At 62.1% G+C, this 17124-nt stretch carries 15 protein-coding genes and 1 tRNA gene; 8 read left to right on the forward strand and 8 right to left on the reverse strand.

Going from position 1 to position 17124, the window contains the following annotated elements:
• The first annotated feature begins 29 nt into the window (after positions 1-29).
• On the forward strand, positions 30-950 hold the full coding sequence (locus tag IT775_RS00900) for an MBL fold metallo-hydrolase (protein ID WP_212699182.1): 921 nt from the start codon (positions 30-32) through the stop codon (positions 948-950).
• A gap of 72 nt (positions 951-1022) precedes the next feature.
• A tRNA-Asn gene (locus tag IT775_RS00905) sits at positions 1023-1097 on the forward strand.
• 443 nt (positions 1098-1540) lie between these two features.
• Here the strand turns inward: IT775_RS00905 and IT775_RS00910 are convergent.
• Both IT775_RS00910 and IT775_RS00915 read right to left on the reverse strand, forming a co-directional pair.
• The gene (locus IT775_RS00910) at positions 1541-3475 is read right to left on the reverse strand and encodes a calcium-binding protein (protein WP_212699183.1); all 1935 of its coding nucleotides are present in this window, start codon (positions 3473-3475) and stop codon (positions 1541-1543) included.
• A gap of 595 nt (positions 3476-4070) precedes the next feature.
• Positions 4071-5690: an AMP-binding protein gene (locus IT775_RS00915; RefSeq protein WP_212699184.1), complete on the reverse strand. Its 1620-nt coding sequence runs from the start codon at positions 5688-5690 to the stop codon at positions 4071-4073.
• 307 nt (positions 5691-5997) lie between these two features.
• On the opposite strand from IT775_RS00915, the gene IT775_RS00920 reads away from it, so the two are divergent.
• On the forward strand, positions 5998-6372 hold the full coding sequence (locus IT775_RS00920) for a hypothetical protein (RefSeq protein ID WP_212699185.1): 375 nt from the start codon (positions 5998-6000) through the stop codon (positions 6370-6372).
• On the opposite strand, the gene IT775_RS00925 is transcribed toward IT775_RS00920, so the two are convergent.
• Positions 6327-8000, reverse strand: coding sequence for a methyl-accepting chemotaxis protein (locus IT775_RS00925; protein WP_212699186.1), 1674 nt, complete (start codon positions 7998-8000; stop codon positions 6327-6329). The two genes, IT775_RS00920 and IT775_RS00925, sit on opposite strands and share 46 nt — an antisense overlap.
• Before the next feature lie 536 nt (positions 8001-8536).
• On the opposite strand from IT775_RS00925, the gene purM reads away from it, so the two are divergent.
• The 3 genes from purM to rnd all read left to right on the forward strand — a co-directional run bounded on the left by purM (position 8537) and on the right by rnd (position 11443).
• Positions 8537-9586, forward strand: a complete 1050-nt coding sequence (purM, locus tag IT775_RS00930) for a phosphoribosylformylglycinamidine cyclo-ligase (RefSeq protein ID WP_212699187.1) — start codon at positions 8537-8539, stop codon at positions 9584-9586.
• A complete protein-coding gene (gene purN, locus IT775_RS00935) occupies positions 9583-10176 on the forward strand; it encodes a phosphoribosylglycinamide formyltransferase (protein ID WP_212699188.1) in 594 nt (197 codons plus the stop codon). Before purM ends, purN begins: the two co-directional genes overlap by 4 nt.
• 109 nt (positions 10177-10285) lie before the next feature.
• The gene (gene rnd / locus IT775_RS00940) at positions 10286-11443 is read left to right on the forward strand and encodes a ribonuclease D (RefSeq protein ID WP_212699189.1); all 1158 of its coding nucleotides are present in this window, start codon (positions 10286-10288) and stop codon (positions 11441-11443) included.
• 9 nt (positions 11444-11452) lie between these two features.
• On the opposite strand, the gene IT775_RS00945 is transcribed toward rnd, so the two are convergent.
• Positions 11453-11947 carry a hypothetical protein gene (locus tag IT775_RS00945; RefSeq protein WP_212699190.1) on the reverse strand — a complete coding sequence of 165 codons (495 nt, stop codon included), beginning with the start codon at positions 11945-11947 and terminating at the stop codon, positions 11453-11455.
• Positions 11948-12072: 125 nt separating this feature from the next.
• Here IT775_RS00945 and IT775_RS00950 point away from each other — a divergent pair, with 125 nt between their 5' ends.
• Positions 12073-12489, forward strand: coding sequence for a SufE family protein (locus tag IT775_RS00950; RefSeq protein WP_212699191.1), 417 nt, complete (start codon positions 12073-12075; stop codon positions 12487-12489).
• Positions 12490-12632: 143 nt separating this feature from the next.
• Here IT775_RS00950 and IT775_RS00955 read toward each other — a convergent pair whose 3' ends face one another.
• A complete protein-coding gene (locus IT775_RS00955) occupies positions 12633-13271 on the reverse strand; it encodes a DUF1638 domain-containing protein (RefSeq protein ID WP_212699192.1) in 639 nt (212 codons plus the stop codon).
• 21 nt (positions 13272-13292) lie between these two features.
• On the reverse strand, positions 13293-13991 hold the full coding sequence (locus IT775_RS00960; protein WP_212699193.1) for a corrinoid protein: 699 nt from the start codon (positions 13989-13991) through the stop codon (positions 13293-13295).
• 197 nt (positions 13992-14188) lie between these two features.
• Here IT775_RS00960 and IT775_RS00965 point away from each other — a divergent pair, with 197 nt between their 5' ends.
• Entirely contained in the window at positions 14189-15280 is a 1092-nt protein-coding gene (locus IT775_RS00965) for a PA0069 family radical SAM protein (protein WP_373050574.1), read from the forward strand.
• Between the two features lie 103 nt (positions 15281-15383).
• On the opposite strand, the gene bmt is transcribed toward IT775_RS00965, so the two are convergent.
• The gene (gene bmt / locus IT775_RS00970; RefSeq protein WP_212699194.1) at positions 15384-16397 is read right to left on the reverse strand and encodes a betaine--homocysteine S-methyltransferase; all 1014 of its coding nucleotides are present in this window, start codon (positions 16395-16397) and stop codon (positions 15384-15386) included.
• 174 nt (positions 16398-16571) lie between these two features.
• The gene (locus IT775_RS00975; protein WP_212699195.1) at positions 16572-16889 is read right to left on the reverse strand and encodes a DUF1476 domain-containing protein; all 318 of its coding nucleotides are present in this window, start codon (positions 16887-16889) and stop codon (positions 16572-16574) included.
• Positions 16890-17124: the final 235 nt, after the last annotated feature.

A 17124-nucleotide genomic window follows, 5' to 3' on the forward strand; every position in this document is an offset into this window, starting at 1 on the left:
AGCTGCGCACAGCACAGGAAGGAAGCCAAATGCAAGCCCCCGACGATTTCGATCCCCCCATCGGGGTGCCCGAGGTGCTGGCGGACGGGTTGCGCCGCATCGTGGCGCCGAATCCGTCGCCGATGACCTATCGCGGCACCAATACCTACCTGCTGGGCTGGCGCGATATCGCGGTGATCGATCCCGGCCCCGAATCCACGCCGCACCTGGAGGCGATTCTCGGCGCGCTCGAACCGGGGCAGAGGATCTCGCATATCCTTGTCACCCACACCCATCTCGATCATTCGCCGCTGTCGCGGGCGTTGGCGGCGCGAACCGGTGCGCCGATTCACGGATTCGGCGATACCCGCGCCGGGCGCAGTGCGGTGATGCGGAAACTGGCGGATGCCGGCATGATCGGGGGTGGCGAAAGTCCTGATCTGGATTTCAGCCCCGACGTGATTATGGCCGATGGCGACGTGATCCGGAACGAAGATTGGGACGTCACCGCACTGTGGACGCCGGGCCACTACGGGAATCACCTGTGTTTCCAATGGCGCGATGCGATCATGACAGGCGATCTGGTGATGGGCTGGGCAACCTCGCTGGTGTCGCCGCCCGACGGTGACCTGACCGACTTCATGGCATCGTGCGAAAAGCTGCTGCGGCTGGAGGCAAAGGTGCTGCATCCCGGCCACGGCGCCCCGGTAACGGCGCCTCGGCAGCGGCTGGAATGGCTTCTGGCGCACCGGCGCGAGCGCGAAGCGCAGATCCTGGCGGCGCTGGCAGAGGGGCCGGACAGCGCCCAAGGGCTCGCGCGGCGCATCTATACCGATGTACAGCCCGCGCTTCTTCCCGCGGCAACGCGGAACGTCCTGGCGCATCTCGTTGACCTGACGGGAAAAAAACGAGTTTCCCCGGTCGGGGAACTGGCCGAGGAAGCAGTATTTGAGCTGCTCGGGAAGGGATAAGAATTTTTTCGCAAAAATGTGACAAAATCCTCTGGACGTCGGAAAATCACATGGCTATACACCGCCACATGTTCCGGCGTAGCTCAGCGGTAGAGCAGTTGACTGTTAATCAATTGGTCGTAGGTTCGATCCCTACCGCCGGAGCCATAAAAAGCCCTTAAGCTCAAAAGCTTGAGGGCTTTTTTGTTGCCTGCAACAGATCAAGAATTGTCTCGTGCCAGCATTGTGCAGGCAGTTGCGTGTAGTGAGATGATACTCGTCGCCGCTGCCGTGCAATCATGGGCTCAGTCAGGCGGTGCTGCGTGGCTTTTCGTCGGTTCGGCGCTGCGGTTCCTTGTGGTCGCTTCCTGGGTGGGAGTGTGTTGCGACTCATTGAAACCATAAGGTCTGTTCGGTCAGAAAACGGAATATTCCATACTGCTGTGGTCTTGACCAAAGCGAAGCGTGACCGAACGGGAAGGCGGTTCATCTCATTGGGGGCTCAGGAATGCCAGACCATAGAGGTTGTCGTGAAATCGCCGCGTTAAGCGGCGATTCCCAGTGCCGTCTGATGGCGCCCTCCGCCTCGGGCGGGCGCCGTTCGGTTCCATTCAGATCAGTAGGAGATCGCTGTCGAGCCCGTCAGTGGAGCCGAGTCCGGACAGCAGAATCGACTGACCGGCGTCGAAATCGAACAGCACGCCGTCGGCCGTGACGGACGCGTAGGTAGAGACAACCTGCGCTGCGGTAAGCCCGCCATTCCAGAGGCCCTGTTCCAGTTGCAGCACATCTGTGCCCGTTTCGAAATCCGTGATCGTATCGGATGACATCACATCAAGGAAGACGAAGACGTCCGCCCCGGTCCCGCCGGTGATCGTATCGCGGCCGAGATTGCCTGTCTGGGCGGTATCCACATAAACATCATCGCCCGCGCCCAGGCGGATAGTGTCCTGGCCATTGCCGCCATAGACCAAGTCGTTGCCTTCGCCCGCATCGATGAAATCGAAGTTGTTGCCGCCATAGACGCTGTCATTGCCCAACCGGGCATAGATCACGTCGTTGCCGGTGTCGCCAGTAAACAGGTCGTCGCCGGCACCGCCCTGGATGGTGTCATCACCTGTTCCGGCAAAGACGGTGTCGCGGCCCAGATCGCCGCCCTGGCCGTTGTCCTGATACAGGTCGTCGCCCTCTTTGAGGAAGACCCGGTCGCGGCCGTTGCCGCCATTGACAGTGTCATTTCCGGTGCCGCTATGGATGGTGTCGAACCCGTCGTCACCCCGGATCAGGTCGTTGCCCTTGCGGCCGAAGATCAGGTCATTGCCCCCCTGGCCGCGGAATTCGTCATCGCCGTTGCCACCCTGGATCGTGTCGTCGCCATAGCCGCCGAACACCGTATCGCGGCCCAGATCGCCGCCCTGACCGTTATCCTGGTAAAGGTCATTGCCCTGGTTCAGGAAAACCTGGTCACGGCCGTGGCCGCCATCGACCGTGTCGTTGCCGTTGCCACCATAAATGGTGTCGAAACCGTCGCCGCCGACAAGGATGTCGTCGCCGTCGACGCCGATGAGCCGGTCGTGCCCCGCTTCGCCGAGCAGGCTGTCATGGCCGGACTGCCCGTTGAGCGTATCGTTGCCATCGCCGCCAAGAATCGTGTCGCTGCCGTCCTGACCGTCGATGCTGTCGGCACCGCTGGTGCCCGTCAGGGAATCGCCGCTGTTCTCCGCAATCCAGTCGGTGCGCGCATTGTTCCAGTAATCGCGGGCCGCCTGTCCCTGAAGAATCGTGAAGCCGGCCGGCGGCAACGGATAGTCGTCCGGCAAGGGGTCGTCCGAAAGATTCAGGAAGTAATTGCCCGAGGACGAAACGACGCTGTCCCATGCCACCGCGAGCCGCCCCTGTCCGTGATGGTTGACGTCTTCGATGGCCAGAACGCAGTCCTTTATGCTGAGCGCGGGGCTGATTCCGTCGACGACCTTGAAGATGGATTGATGGGTCAATTCGCCCTTGTATTGGAACGACTCCATCCGGATCAGCACGTTGTCGAGCGTTACGACGTTGTCGGTCTGGTCGGGCGTGCTGCCGTCGGCGAGGCTGACCCCGACGAAAACCCCGTCGAAGAGAGAGTTGCTGATGGTGCCGCTGAGGCCATCGTCGTTTTCCACGGCATCGTCGCGCACGTCGCTGATCCAGACATGGTCGATCGCGAAGCTGTCATCATTGACGCTCCTGACCCGGATCGCATCCCAAGTCTGGGAAATCGTCCAGTCGCTGATCACCACATTGGCGACGTTGCGGACATAGACCGCCGCCGAGTTGACATAGGCGTCTTCCCAATCGAGATCGAGCGGGACCGTGCCGTCGATCGTTCCGCCGATTATCGTGACATCGTAGCTGTCACGTACCGAAAACGGATATCGGTTCAGGTCGTCGCCGATGTTCGCGACGATCCAACTCGCATCGGTCGCATCGATCACGGTCGATGAGATCTCTGAAATCTTGTAGGGGTCATATCCATAGTCGCCCATCAGCGTGATGAGATTGGTCATCTTTCGAATCTCCGATCATTCGCCGGCGCGATTTTGCTGTTTTCACAGGCGAACGCCGTTTGAACTTCGTTGTAGGGGTGTGAGCTCGATGCCTCTTTTTTTGACGGTTCTATGACACCGCCCCGTCGGGGCGCCCCACCTTTTTTCATGCGTCCACAAAATTGGCGGCTTACCGCCTTTTGCTCAGCCATGGGGCGCGAATTCTTGCTCAGTGGCTGGGTTTCGCCTGCTGTAGCGGTCTGCCGCCATGTTCAGGAAACTATGGGTAAGGACGGGCGAATGCGGCTTCGGTGTGCTGACCGAACGGGGTCGCCTGGGGGCGCCGCATTACCCGATCGCGCGCGACCGCTGCGGACCTGGTGACGTTCCCTGCGACATGATGGTGGGCGGGGGCCTGACGGGGCGATCACGGCCAACCTACCGAAGCGGCGCGGAACGCTGGCATTCCGGTGTGATCCGGGGTCGACCCGGACGCCGCTCTTGCTATGCGCCCGCGACATAGGGCGAAGGATAAGTTTGCCTAGCACCGGATTTGTCCGACAGAGCTGGTCGCCTCGTGCGTTCCGCAGATTCTAGACCGGATCGCATGGCGCGGTTATGCACCTTCACGCAACTGGAACCGCTGGATCTTCCCGGAAGCCGTTTTGGGCAGGCTGGGGCAGAATTTCACCGAGCGCGGGTATTTGTAGGGCGCGATCGTCGACTTGACGTGATCCTGAAGGACCTTGCGCATCTCGTCCGATCCGGAAAACCCCTCCGCCAGGACGATATGCGCCTCGACGACGTGCCCACGTGCTTCGTCCGGCGCTCCGATGACCGCGCATTCTGCCACGGCTTCGTGCGCCAAAAGCGCGGCTTCCACCTCGGGCCCCGCGATGTTGTAACCGGCAGAAACGATCATGTCGTCATTCCGTGCGGTGAAGTGGAAATACCCTTCTGTGTCGCGCCAAAAGCTGTCGCCGGTCAGGTTCCATCCCTCGCGGACATAGGCTTTCTGCCGGTCGTCGGACAAATACCGGCATCCCGTCGGTCCCCGGACGGCAAGCCGCCCAACTTCTCCGTCTGGCAGTTCCTTCATGTTGTCATCGACGATCCGGGCCTCGTAACCGGTCACCGGGCGGCCGGTGCATGCCGGGCGTGAATCGTCGAACCTGTTAGAGATGAAGATGTGCAGCATCTCGGTCGCGCCGATCCCGTCAAGCATTGGCTTCCCGGTCTTGGCTTTCCACTCTTCATAGACCGGTGCGGGCAGCGTTTCCCCGGCCGACACGGCGACCCGAAGGCTGGAAAGGTCGGCGCCTTCTTCCATGGCCAGAAGCATCGCGCGATAGGCGGTCGGGGCCGTGAAACAGATCGTCGCTTTGTACTTCTCGATGATGTCGATCATGTTGGTCGGCGAGGCATTTTCCAGCAGCGTCGCGGTCGCCCCGAAGCGCAGCGGGAAAATCGCCAACCCACCAAGACCGAACGTGAATGCCAGCGGAGGCGACCCGACGAAGACATCTTCGGGCGTCACGCCCAAAATTTCCTTGGCGTAACCGTCGGCGATGATCATCAAATCTTGGTGGAAATGCATCGTCGCTTTCGGGGAACCCGTCGTGCCGGACGTGAAGCCAAGCAGGGCAACGTCATCCCGACCGGTTTGAACCGCATCGAAGCGCACCGGTTTTTCCAATGCCATCCGATCCAGTTCGCTATCGTGATTTTGCGTGCCGTCGAACGCATGGACGATCCGAAGATAGTCACTGGTCTCGGCGCAATTCGTCATCTCCTCCATGAGGCGGCTGTCGCAGAGCGCATGGCTGATTTCGGCCTTGTCCACGATGGCGGACAATTCGGACGCCCTGAGCATCGGCATCGTGTTGACGACGACGGCGCCCGCTTTCATCGCGGCGAGCCAGCACGCGACCATCGCGGGATTGTTGGCGGACCGGATCAGCACCCGGTTGCCGGGCTGCACGCCCAGATCCTCGACCAGGACACGCGCGAGGCGGTTGGTCCAGTCTGTCAGTTCCTTGTAGGTGCGCTTGCGGCCATTCCCGATCAGAGCGACATGATCCCCGAAGCCCTTCGCGACCATGGCGTCGGTCAGTTCGACGCCGGCATTGAGAAAGTCCGGGTAATCGTTGTTCCCAAGCGGCATTTCCGGCCAGAGATCTACGGGCGGCAATTCGTTCCGCGTAAAAGTATCCACATGCCCAGTTGGACCCAGCATTTCATCCTCCCAAAAAACGGCACGTCGCCCGAGAACACCGACCTGCTGGTCCGAAAACGGACATTGCGGCTCCTCTCCGATGGTCTCGGCGGCGGCTATTCATGTTTAGAACCGTTTCACTCCCAAAGCCAAATAAAATTTAAGTATAAAGTTTTATGTTGGGAGCATTATGTGGCCTGAAGCAGGGGGTGCCGGCCGAGCCTGCGTGATGGGCCCGGATAGGCCGTTGTCATATGGCAGTGTCCTTGGGGTCAGGGATGCGCGGTGCCAGAATGGTAAGTTGGATCAGGCATGCGGGTGCCACGGTATGCTTGTCGTTGCGACGGGCATGCAGTGTTTCGATATTGAAGTAATTTACGCTTCGTTCCACGAAGGGGCCGGCGTCGCGGATCAACGGGCCGTGTTCGGCTACGGCGCGCATCCCCGCCGTCTTGCGAAAGCCGGGCGCAATCGCGAATGCGCGGCACGGATTTCCCCCGACTGTGCTGCTTCAGATCATCCCGATCCAATGGGCTTCCATCGGCCGACTTTCCGGGAAGGGCCCGGCAGATGGCTCGGCTTCGTCGCATGCGGTTTCGACAAAACAAAAGGCGGCCCCGAAGGGCCGCCCATGGATGGATTTGCCGCCGCGATCCTCTACTCGGCCGCGACCTTGTTCGCAGCCGGTGCCTTGGCCAGATAGGCTTGGAACTGTTTAAGAACCTCTGGCGTCAGCTTGTTCAGGTCGGGCATGCCGGACGGGGCGGTGCCCTGCGCGCGCAGCTTGAACCGCGCCAACTGGCTGAGCATGTGGTTGGCGCTCGACGACAATTCCTCGGCACCCGCGGCGAGCGAGGTGGATTCGTTGTCCGCCGTCCCGGCGCTGGACGAGATTTCCGACACCGCGATGTTGATATGCGCGATGGCTGAACTCTGTTCCTCGGTCGCCTTGCTGATTTCGCTGACCAGCGACTGAACTTCCTCGAAGGATTCCGATAGCGCCTGCAGCGACGCGTCCATCGTGTCGGTGATGGCGACGCCTTCGGCGATGGCCTGGGTCGACTGATCGATCAGGTCGGTGGTTTCCTTCGCCGCCTTGGCCGAACGCTGCGCCAGGGTGCGCACTTCCTGCGCCACCACGGCGAAACCGCGCCCATGCGCGCCCGCGCGGGCCGCTTCCACCGCGGCGTTCAGCGCCAGCAGGTTGGTCTGGAAGGCGATTTCGTCGATCACCTTGTTGATCGAACTGATTGAGCGGGCCGAGGTGTCGATGCCTTCCATCGCCCGTTTCATGCTGCCCATGGTGTCGCGGCTTTCCGATGCGGTCTGGTTTGCGGCAACCGCCACGGTCTTGGCCTTGGACGCGGCCGACGAGGTGGCGCGCACCTGGCTTTCGGTTTCATCGAAGCTCGACGATATCTGGTCGATCGCGCTCGAACTTTGCTGCGCCCCGACCGACAGGGTGGAGGAGGTCTGTGATACAGCCTCGGCGGATTTGGTGATCTCGTTGATCTGGGTTTTCAGGTTGCCTACCAGATCACTCAACCCACCGAAGGTCTGGTCGAAGGACGCCATGACATCGCGGTATTCGCCGTCGAAGGCATCGACGTCGATGGCCATCGACAGGTCGCCGTTCTGGATCGCCTGCGACGCGCGCAGGATTTCCTGGTTCATCTTGCGGAACACCGCGCGCACCTGGTCGACGCTGTCGTTCACATAGGCCTTTTCGCCGGGGAAGCGCTCGAGTTCGTAGTCGAAATCGCCCTTGGCAAAGGCCTGCACCGCCGCGATCGAACGCTGCTGCAGATGGATATGGCCCTGCACCATGTCATTGACCGCCTTGGCGACTTCCTGCAATTCGCTGGGAAACCGGCTCGCGTCGACGAAGGTGCTGATCGCACCTGCCTCGTGCGCATCGCCCATCGCCTTGGTTTCGCTCAGGAACCGTTCAAGATCGTGTTTGGCCTGCAACTCGCTGGTGCGGTCCTGCCATTCGACGACGATCGCGTCCAGGCTGCCGTCGTCCGCGAAATTCGCCGAGGCATAAAAAACCAGATGGGTGTTGCCGATCTTGAACCTGCCGATGTGGGAAGATGTCATCCGGCCGATGATGTCACGCTGATAGGCAGGGTTCTTGTGAAACACGTCAATGGTTTGCCCGATGATGTTGCGGGCTTCGAAATGTGGCAGGTCCGACTGAATATCCTGTTCCAGCCGTTCGAACATGTCATAGCCCACGGAATTGACGAAACGGATCACCAGATCCTTGTCGCATACCATGATCGGACAGCTGAGATGTTCGTAGGCGGCATAGGCAGTTTGCTTGGACAATTCGCTCGTGTCCTGAACACGAGCTGAGGGGATTGAATCGTCAAAGGACATCGCTTTTCGCTTTCTTATTGTATTACTTGAGACGGCTTTTCAGTTCGCGCTGTGGATAGAACAACGGCACCCAAAAGGAGAGTTTTACATCGGATTGATCAATTGCAGGGGGTGGGCTGATTTGTCTCGCAACCTGGCTTTGGTGCTTGGTTTTCAAGGAAAAATTCGAATTTACGCTTGCAAGTTTATGAAGGTATCAATTTATCGCATGTTTTGTGGGCGTTGCTGAGAATTCGTGTGAACCGCGGCCCGGAAATCAGGCGCCTCGGCACGCCATTCTTCCGATCCATGACCGCGTGGGTTGACTGAAAAAATGTCGTAAAAAAATGGGGACTGGCCCGTTTTCGGCTGGTGTCGTGATCCGGCGCAGGTTTGAGACGTCCAAGTGAAGAAAAACGCGGTCAATCGGCACCTGAAACGGTAGGGGCGTGGACTTAATCCGGCTGATAGTCTATCGGGGGCGCAAATTCACCGGGGATAGTCTTATGAGCCAAGGTAAGAACGGCCTGACCTATGCGGATGCGGGCGTTGACATCGATGCAGGAAACGAACTGGTCGAGCGGATCAAACCCGCCGCCAAGCGCACCGCGCGCTCGGGCGTCATGGCGGGTCTGGGCGGCTTCGGCGCGCTGTTCGATCTGAAAGATGCAGGTTACAGCGATCCGATCCTTGTAGGCGCCACCGACGGGGTCGGCACCAAGCTGCGGATTGCCATCGACACCGGAAATGTCGACACGATCGGCATCGATCTGGTCGCCATGTGCGTCAACGATCTGGTCTGTCAGGGGGCGGAGCCGCTGTTCTTCCTCGACTATTTCGCGACCGGCAAGCTGGAACTCGACAGCGCCGCCCGAATCATCGAGGGCATTGCCGAAGGCTGCGCCCAATCGGGTTGCGCGCTGATCGGCGGTGAAACCGCAGAAATGCCCGGCATGTATTCTAAGGGCGACTTCGACCTGGCCGGTTTCGCCGTCGGCGCGATGGAACGCGGCGCGGACCTGCCCAAGGGCGTCAAGCAAGGCGACGTCCTGCTGGGCCTGGGATCGAACGGGGTGCATTCGAACGGCTATTCGCTGGTGCGCAAGCTGGTCGAGGTGTCCGGGCTGGGCTGGGATGCGACCTGCCCGTGGAATGCCGACATCACGCTGGGCGAAGCGCTGCTGGCGCCGACCCGGCTTTACGTCACGCAGGTGCTGGAAGCGATCCGGTCGGGCGGCGTTCACGCGCTGGCCCATATCACCGGCGGCGGACTGACCGAAAACCTGCCGCGGGTCCTGCACGAAGGCACTGGCGCGACAATCGACCTGGATGCCTGGGACCTGCCGCCCGTGTTCAAATGGCTGGCCGAAACCGGTGGCATGGAACAGGCGGAGCTGCTGAAGACCTTCAACTGCGGCATCGGCATGATCGTCGTTTGCGACGCCGCCGAAGCCGACGCGGTGGCCAAGCTGCTGACCGCGGCGGGCGAAACCGTGTCCCGTCTGGGCGAGATCGAGGCGGGCGAGGGCGTCCGTTACACCGGGGCGCTGCTGTGACCAAGAAGGTCGCGATCCTGATCTCGGGCGGCGGCTCGAACATGGTGAAACTGGTCGAAAGCATGGTGGGCGACCACCCGGCGCGTCCCGTTCTGGTCGGGTCGAACGATCCACAGGCCGGCGGGCTGCAAAAGGCCGCCGAAATGGGGGTGCCCACCTTCGCCGTCGACCACCGCCCGTTCAAGGGCGACCGTGAAGGATTCGAAGCCGAACTGAACGCCAAGCTGGCCGAGGCCGAGCCCGATATCATCTGTCTTGCCGGTTTCATGCGGGTCCTGACCGAAGGCTTCGTGCGTCGTTGGGAAGGTCGGATGCTGAACATCCATCCCTCGCTGCTGCCCAAGTACAAGGGGCTGCATACCCATCAGCGCGCGCTGGAGGCGGGCGACAAGGAGGCCGGGTGCACCGTTCACTTGGTGACGCCCGCGCTCGACGACGGGCCGATCCTGGGGCAGGCGCGGGTCCCGGTGCTGCCCGACGATACGCCGGACAGCCTTGCGGCAAGGGTTCTGGTGCAGGAACACAGGCTTTATCCGGCCGTATTGGAACGCTTCGCGCGGGGCGAAACCGACCCGATCACCCTCGATTGACGGGACGGCAAGCCGGTGATGCTTTGCATCCCCGGCGCAATCGCGTATGTCTGGGCGTCAGACCGCCCTCCAAGCCACACCGAAACAAGACCACGAAACCAAGGCGCCGATGAAGACACTCACAACGACCGAAGAGCTCGCCCGTTTCTGCGAAGAAGCACGCAAACACGATTACGTCACGGTCGATACCGAGTTCCTGCGCGAACGGACCTACTATTCCAAGCTCTGCCTGGTGCAGCTGGCGATGCCGGGAGACAACGACGACACCGCCGTTCTGGTCGATCCGCTGGCCGAGGGCATGTCGCTGACCCCGTTGATGGACCTGTTCCGCGATACCTCGGTGGTCAAGGTGTTTCACGCGGCAAGGCAGGACCTGGAGATTTTCTTCGTCGAACATCAGGTGTTCCCCGAACCTCTGTTCGACACGCAGGCGGCGGCGATGGTCTGCGGTTTCGGCGAACAGGTGGGCTATGAAACGCTGGTCCGAAAGGTCGCCAAGCAGAGCCTCGACAAGACCTCGCGCTTCACCGACTGGTCGCGCCGTCCGCTGACCGAGGCGCAGAAGAAATACGCTCTGGCCGACGTCACCCATCTGCGGGTGATCTACGAATACCTGGCCGCGCAGCTGGAAAAGACCGGTCGTGCCAAGTGGGTACAGGAAGAACTGCGCATCCTGACCAATCCCGACACCTATATCATTCAGCCCTCCGAGGCCTGGAAACGGGTCAAGACCCGCACCAACAGCGGCAAGTTCCTTGCCGTGGTGCGCGAACTGGCACGGTTCCGCGAAGGTTACGCGCAATCGCGCAACGTGCCGCGCAGCCGCGTGTTCAAGGACGACGCGCTGGTCGAGCTGGCCTCGACCAAGCCGACGTCGATGAACGATCTGGGCCGGTCGCGGCTGCTGTTGCGCGAAGCCCGCCGGGGCGAGATCGCCGATGGTATCCTGGCGGCGGTGAAGGTCGGGATCGAATGCCCGCCCGAGGATTACCCGAAACCCGACACCAGCCGCGACAAGCTGCAGGTGAACCCGGCGCTGGCCGATCTTCTGCGGGTGTTGCTGAAGGCAAAGACCGAAAGCGCCGGCGTGGCATCGAAGCTGATCGCGCCTGCGGCCGATCTGGACGCGATCTCGGCGGGTCTGCGCGACGTGCCGGCTTTGACCGGTTGGCGCCGCGAAGTGTTCGGCGATGACGCGCTGCGCCTGTGCAACGGCGAAATCGCGCTGGCCGCGAAGGGCAAGTCGGTCAAAATCGTCGAACTTTGATCGGTCCGATCAGCGGCGGCTGGAGCGGGCGTTGCGTGCGCCCAGTACCTTGATTTCGCGCACACCAGCGAGTTCCTGATCGGTCAGGAAGACCGCAGCGGTCAGCAGGCGGCTGGCTTCCGGCCCGACCGGATTGCGCGGCGAACCGAGCGCGCGCAGCTCGAAACTCAGTACGCCGCCCACCGGCTGGCCGTCATTCATCGGCATCAACCTGACCTCGTAAGGCCCCTGTCGGTCCGCCAGGCCGGTCACCCGGGCCATCGCGCCGCCGGGGACGCGTTCGATGGTCAGATCGCGAATCTCGCCGACCAGTTGGCCCTGATAACTGGTGTCGCGGGCCAGCAGCCTGCTGCGGCGAGCCGGAATCAGCGGGTTCACGTCCGCGGCATTGGCGACCGGTGCGGGCTGACTGCGCCCAAACCAGTTTTTGGGATTGAGACGGGAATTGCCGCAGCCGCTCAGAACGACCGCCGAGATCAAAAGAACCGAAAGGGATTTCTGCATCTTGTCGCCTCATTCGCTTTGTCATCGGGTTACCTCATCCGGGCGGGCTTGAAAAGACGCTTGCGGGGCTGGACCTTTACGAGGACTGCGCCTAACTGGTGGAAACGCAACGAAAGGACCGCGAAATGGCCCGTGACGCCTTTGAAGAGATTGTCGAGGATTTCGAATTCCTGGAAGACTGGGAAGACCGGTATCGCCACGTGATCGAACTGGGCAAGGCAATGGACCCGTTGGAGGATGCGCTGAAGGTGCCCGCCACCAAGGTCGAAGGCTGCGCCAGCCAGGTCTGGCTGCACCCGCGCATCGAGGGCGGGATTTTCGAATTCGACGGTGACAGCGACGCGATGATCGTGCGCGGCCTGATCGCCGTCTTGCGGGGGCTGTACAACGGAACCCCGGTGGCCGAGGTCGCGGCGATCGACGCGCACGGGGAATTGGCGCGGTTGGGGCTGCACGATCATCTGTCGGCGCAGCGGTCGAACGGCGTGCGGGCGATGATCGAGCGAATCCGACTGGTTGCCGCGGAGGCCGCGGCGGCGTGATCTGCCGAAGTGGATTGCCGACGTGATCCGATTGTGTGGCTGCGCCACGCAGGATGAGCTTCGCCTCGCGGCGAAGCGGGCAGGGGACGCTGCCCCCGTCGCACGATGCGCTCCCCCCGGGATATTTCCGAACAGAAGAAGGATCAGCCGAGCTCGGCCAGCACCGTGACGAGATCACCGTAGCCGGTGAAGCGGCGTTCATAGGCAAGGCCGAGCCGGGCGGCGCAGGATTCGGCCTTGGCCGTGAGCGCAGGGTCGTCGGTCTGGGCGAGGTAGACCAGCTTGGTGTAGTGGCCGAAATAGGCTTCGCGCAGGTCCGGGTGGCGGTCGAGGCCGAGCGGGTGCCAGACGAAGGCATCGAATTGACGGGTCAGGAAGTCTGTGAGGTAGAAGGCGGTGATTTCGTCTTTTGCCGCTGCCGCGAAGGCGGCGTTGCCGGTGAAAAAGCTGTAGCAATGGGGACCGGGGATCATGCCGACACCCGTCTCGGCGCAAAGACGTTCCAGCGCGCCGCCAGTGCCGCAATCGGCGTAGACGAGGAACAGCCGGTCGTAATCGGCGCGGTGCTTTTCGATGACGGCGCGGGCCGCACCGGCGATTTTTTCCGGATGATTGTGCAGGATCGCCGGCAGGCAGGTCAGGTCCATGTGATCCCAGCCGTTGAGCGCCTTCAGTGCGAGGATTTCACGCGCAAGCGCGCCGCAGGCGATCAGCAGAACGCGGCCTCGTCCCTGTGGGGCGAGGCCTTGTTCGGTGAGCGTCGTGTCGTCGGGCTGTTTCATCATGAGGCCCGGTAGCCCGGATCAGGCGCTGAGCTGGTTGTGCTTGCGCGCAACGAAGGCCTTGGCGGTTTCCACCGCCACGGCAGCGTCACGGCAATAGGCATCGGCGCCGATCGCCTTTCCGAACTCTTCGTTCAGCGGTGCGCCGCCGACCAGCACGATGTAATCATCGCGCAATCCCTGTTCGACCATCGTGTCGATGACCACCTTCATGTACGGCATGGTGGTTGTCAGCAGCGCCGACATGCCCAGGATGTCGGGCTGCTCGGCTTCCAGCGCTTCGAGATAGGCTTCGACCGCGTTGTTGATGCCCAGATCGACCACTTCGAATCCGGCGCCTTCCATCATCATGCTGACGAGGTTCTTGCCGATGTCGTGGATGTCGCCCTTGACCGTGCCGATCACCATCTTGCCCATCCGCGGCGCGCCGGTTTCGGCCAGGAGCGGTTTCAGGATCGTCATGCCGCCCTTCATCGCGTTGGCGGCCAGCAGAACCTCGGGCACGAACAGGATGCCGTCGCGGAAATCGTGGCCAACGATGGTCATGCCACCGACCAGGGCCTTGGTCAGGATGTCGTAGGGCGCCCAGCCGCGTTCCAGCAGGATGTTGACCGCTTCCTCTATTTCTTCCTTCATACCGTCATAAAGATCATCGAACATCTGCTGGACGAGTTCTTCGTCGTTCAGTTCGGACAGGATGATGTCTTCTTCGTCGGACATGGCGCATTTCCTTGGGCTGGGTCGATCTCGGATCGCGGGATCGATACTGTCATTCCATCGTCAGCTTTGGAAAATTCCATCCGGCCAGACTTGGCGGATTGCGACACGCGGTGACTTGCAACCGACCTGCGGGGTGAATTCGGCGTGAGAATCCGCATGATCTTGCACGGTGTTCCCTGTATGTTCTAAAGTGAGCCATGGTTATGCCCGCCCAGATCCCGATCGATCCCGACCGCCGCCCCGGACGTGGTGCGGGGAGCAACGATGTAGGGCGGTTCGAACGGTTTCAGCGCGAACCCATCGCCGATAGCTGGGACGGCGACGAATCTCTGCCGGTGGTCAGAACCGAAGTGAGGGAGGAGCGACCGCGCAGCGTCATCACCTACAACCGGTCGCCCGATCTGCCGTTCGACCGGTCGATCAATCCCTATCGCGGCTGCGAGCACGGCTGCATCTACTGTTTTGCCCGGCCCAGTCATGCCTATCTGGGCCTGTCGCCGGGGCTGGATTTCGAAACCCGGCTGGTGGCACGGCCCGGCGCGGCCGAGGTTCTGGCGAGTGAATTGCGGCGGCCATCCTACAAGGTGGCGCCGATCGCGATCGGGACAAATACCGATCCCTATCAGCCGGTCGAACGGGATATGGAAGTCACCCGGTCTTGCTTGCAGGTATTGCGGGAATTCCGCCACCCGGTGGCCGTGGTGACCAAGGGCACGCTCATCGAGCGCGATATCGATATCCTGTCCGACATGGCGCGGGACGGTTTGGTTCGGGTCGGAATTTCGGTGACGACGCTCGACTCGGTGCTGTCTCGGCGGATGGAGCCCAGGGTGCCGTCGCCGAAACGGCGGCTGGCGGTGATCCGGCGGCTGGCGGATGCGGGTGTGCCGGTACGGATCATGACTTCACCCATCGTGCCCGGGCTTTCCGACACGGAGATCGAGGCGCTGCTGCGGGCGGGCAGGGATGCAGGGGCCAGTGCGGCGAGCTGGATCATGTTGCGACTGCCGCGCGAGGTGTCGCCGCTGTTCCAGCGCTGGTTGGCCGAACATTATCCCGACCGGGCCGGCCGGGTGATGGCGCGGCTGCGTGAAATGCATGGCGGCAAGGAATACGATGCCCGGTGGGGGCGCCGGATGCGCGGCGAGGGGGTGTATGCCGAGATGATCGCGAACCGCTTCGCTTTGGCGGCGAAGCGACTGGGGCTGGACAAGCCGCAGCCCGCGCTGCGGTGCGATCTGTTTCGGGTGCCCAAACGGGCAGGGGACCAGTTGGACCTGTTCGGGTGAGAGTACCGGCGCGAGATCGCGCAACCCGCCGGGACAAAGCCCGGCAGGCGCGTTGTTTGCGAATGCGATGCCCGCGGGGCGAGCATCGAGGCAATGGCCGGTTTCAGCCGCGACGACGACGGCCGCGGCGGGCCGGGGCAGCAGCGGCTTCGCCGGTACCGTCATTGGCCGATGAAAACGCGCCAAGCGTTTCGGTGATCTGTTCCAGCGTCGGGCGCGGGCCGCGCGGGCGTGTGCTCAGCGCTTCGTGCATCGCGCTCAGGTGCTCGGGCATGGTGCCGCAGCAGCCGCCGATGATCGTCGCGCCCGCGTCGCGCGCCAGAACGGCGTATTCGGCCATCAGTTCGGGCGTGCCGTCGTAGTGGATATGCCCTTCGTGATATTTCGGGATGCCGGCATTGCCCTTGGCGATGATCGGCCGTTCGGTGCCCTGCGCCGCGAAACCCAGCACCGTGCGCAGCAGGTCCGACGCGCCGACGCCGCAATTGGCGCCGAAGGCGATCGGCGGATTGGGCAGCTTTTCGACCATGTCGACCATCTGGGCCGAGGTCACGCCCATCATGGTGCGCCCGGCGGTGTCGAAGCTCATCGTGCCGCACCAGGGCATGTCGGCCAAGGCGAAGGCTTCGGCGGCGGCCTTGTATTCCTCGGGCGCGGAAATGGTTTCAAGCCACAGAACGTCGGCGCCGCCTTCCTTCAGGCCCTCGGCCTGTTCATGGAAAATCTCGACCGCGGTTTCATGGGTCAGCGGGCCCATCGGGGCGAAGATTTCGCCGGTCGGCCCGACTGATCCGGCCACCACGACTGGCCGGCCCGCCGCATCGGCGACCTCGCGGCCCAGTTCGGCGCTGACCCGCGACAATTCGCGCGCCCGCGATTCCGCCCCGTGCAGCTTCAGGCGCGAAGCATTGCCCCCGAAGGAATTGGTCAGGAAGATGTCGCTGCCCGCGTCCACCGCGAATTGATACAGTTTCTTGATCCGGTCGGGATGATCGACATTCCAGAATTCCGGCGCATCGCCGGATTCCAGCCCCATGTTGAACAGGTTGGTGCCGGTCGCGCCGTCGGCCATCAGCCAGTCGCGGGTTTCCAGAAGGCGGGAAAGGGCATTGGTCATTGCTCGTGTCCAATCGAAAGGCATTTTGGGCAGGCGGCCCGTCAAAATCGCGGACGGGACGGCTTTAATAAGGGCCGCTTCCAAAAAACGGCAGGCCAGAAACGACGAAACGCGGCGCTAAGGCGCCGCGTTTGCCTTGTTTTTCAGGCTTTGCGGCCCATCTTCGCAGGCGTCTTAGTCGACTTCCTTGATCAACTCGCCCTTGGCGACCGCCAGAAGCTCGGCGCGCTTGGCGCGGATCGCGTCGGCGTCGACCTTGCCGTCGAGGTCTGCGGCGACCTTGCGGATGACGTCTTCGTGGCCGGCTTCTTCGAAATCGGCCTTGATGACGGTCAGAGCATAGGCTTCGGCGTCGTCGCCCGAAATGCCCTGCTGTTCCGCAGACCACAGGCCCAACATCTTGTTGGCGCGGGCTTCGGCTTTGAAGATCATTTCTTCATCATGGGCAAATTTGGCTTCGAATGCGGATTCGCGATCGTCAAAGGTGGTCATTCTAGATCCTCGGGTGACGTTGGTGTTGGTCCCCATATGCCCTTACTGGGCCCGTCGTGCAAGGGTTCAGGTCCGATCAATCGGTCCCGGTCGGCCCGCCGCCGCCCATTATGGTCTGCGCGCCTTTGCACGGGGATGCGCGTGGCGAACGGCCTGGTCGCGAAATTGGGCCCTATTGCGGCATTGCCGCCATTGCACTAAGAGGTCGCCAGTGCCGGGGACTCATCCCCGGTTG

It is taken from the genome of Thalassovita aquimarina (assembly GCF_018219815.1).
Lineage (GTDB): Bacteria > Pseudomonadota > Alphaproteobacteria > Rhodobacterales > Rhodobacteraceae > Thalassobius > Thalassobius aquimarinus.

Coding starts and splice junctions, on each gene's coding strand:
- purM (WP_212699187.1), top strand. CDS start 8,537: ATGAGCCAAGGTAAGAACGGCCTGACCTATGCGGATGCGGGCGTTGAC.
- IT775_RS00960 (WP_212699193.1), bottom strand. CDS start 13,991: ATGTCCGACGAAGAAGACATCATCCTGTCCGAACTGAACGACGAAGAA.
- IT775_RS00900 (WP_212699182.1), top strand. CDS start 30: ATGCAAGCCCCCGACGATTTCGATCCCCCCATCGGGGTGCCCGAGGTG.
- IT775_RS00910 (WP_212699183.1), bottom strand. CDS start 3,475: ATGACCAATCTCATCACGCTGATGGGCGACTATGGATATGACCCCTAC.
- IT775_RS00975 (WP_212699195.1), bottom strand. CDS start 16,889: ATGACCACCTTTGACGATCGCGAATCCGCATTCGAAGCCAAATTTGCC.
- IT775_RS00920 (WP_212699185.1), top strand. CDS start 5,998: ATGCTTGTCGTTGCGACGGGCATGCAGTGTTTCGATATTGAAGTAATT.
- IT775_RS00965 (WP_373050574.1), top strand. CDS start 14,189: ATGGTTATGCCCGCCCAGATCCCGATCGATCCCGACCGCCGCCCCGGA.
- IT775_RS00955 (WP_212699192.1), bottom strand. CDS start 13,271: ATGAAACAGCCCGACGACACGACGCTCACCGAACAAGGCCTCGCCCCA.
- IT775_RS00945 (WP_212699190.1), bottom strand. CDS start 11,947: ATGCAGAAATCCCTTTCGGTTCTTTTGATCTCGGCGGTCGTTCTGAGC.
- IT775_RS00950 (WP_212699191.1), top strand. CDS start 12,073: ATGGCCCGTGACGCCTTTGAAGAGATTGTCGAGGATTTCGAATTCCTG.
- rnd (WP_212699189.1), top strand. CDS start 10,286: ATGAAGACACTCACAACGACCGAAGAGCTCGCCCGTTTCTGCGAAGAA.
- IT775_RS00915 (WP_212699184.1), bottom strand. CDS start 5,690: ATGCTGGGTCCAACTGGGCATGTGGATACTTTTACGCGGAACGAATTG.
- bmt (WP_212699194.1), bottom strand. CDS start 16,397: ATGACCAATGCCCTTTCCCGCCTTCTGGAAACCCGCGACTGGCTGATG.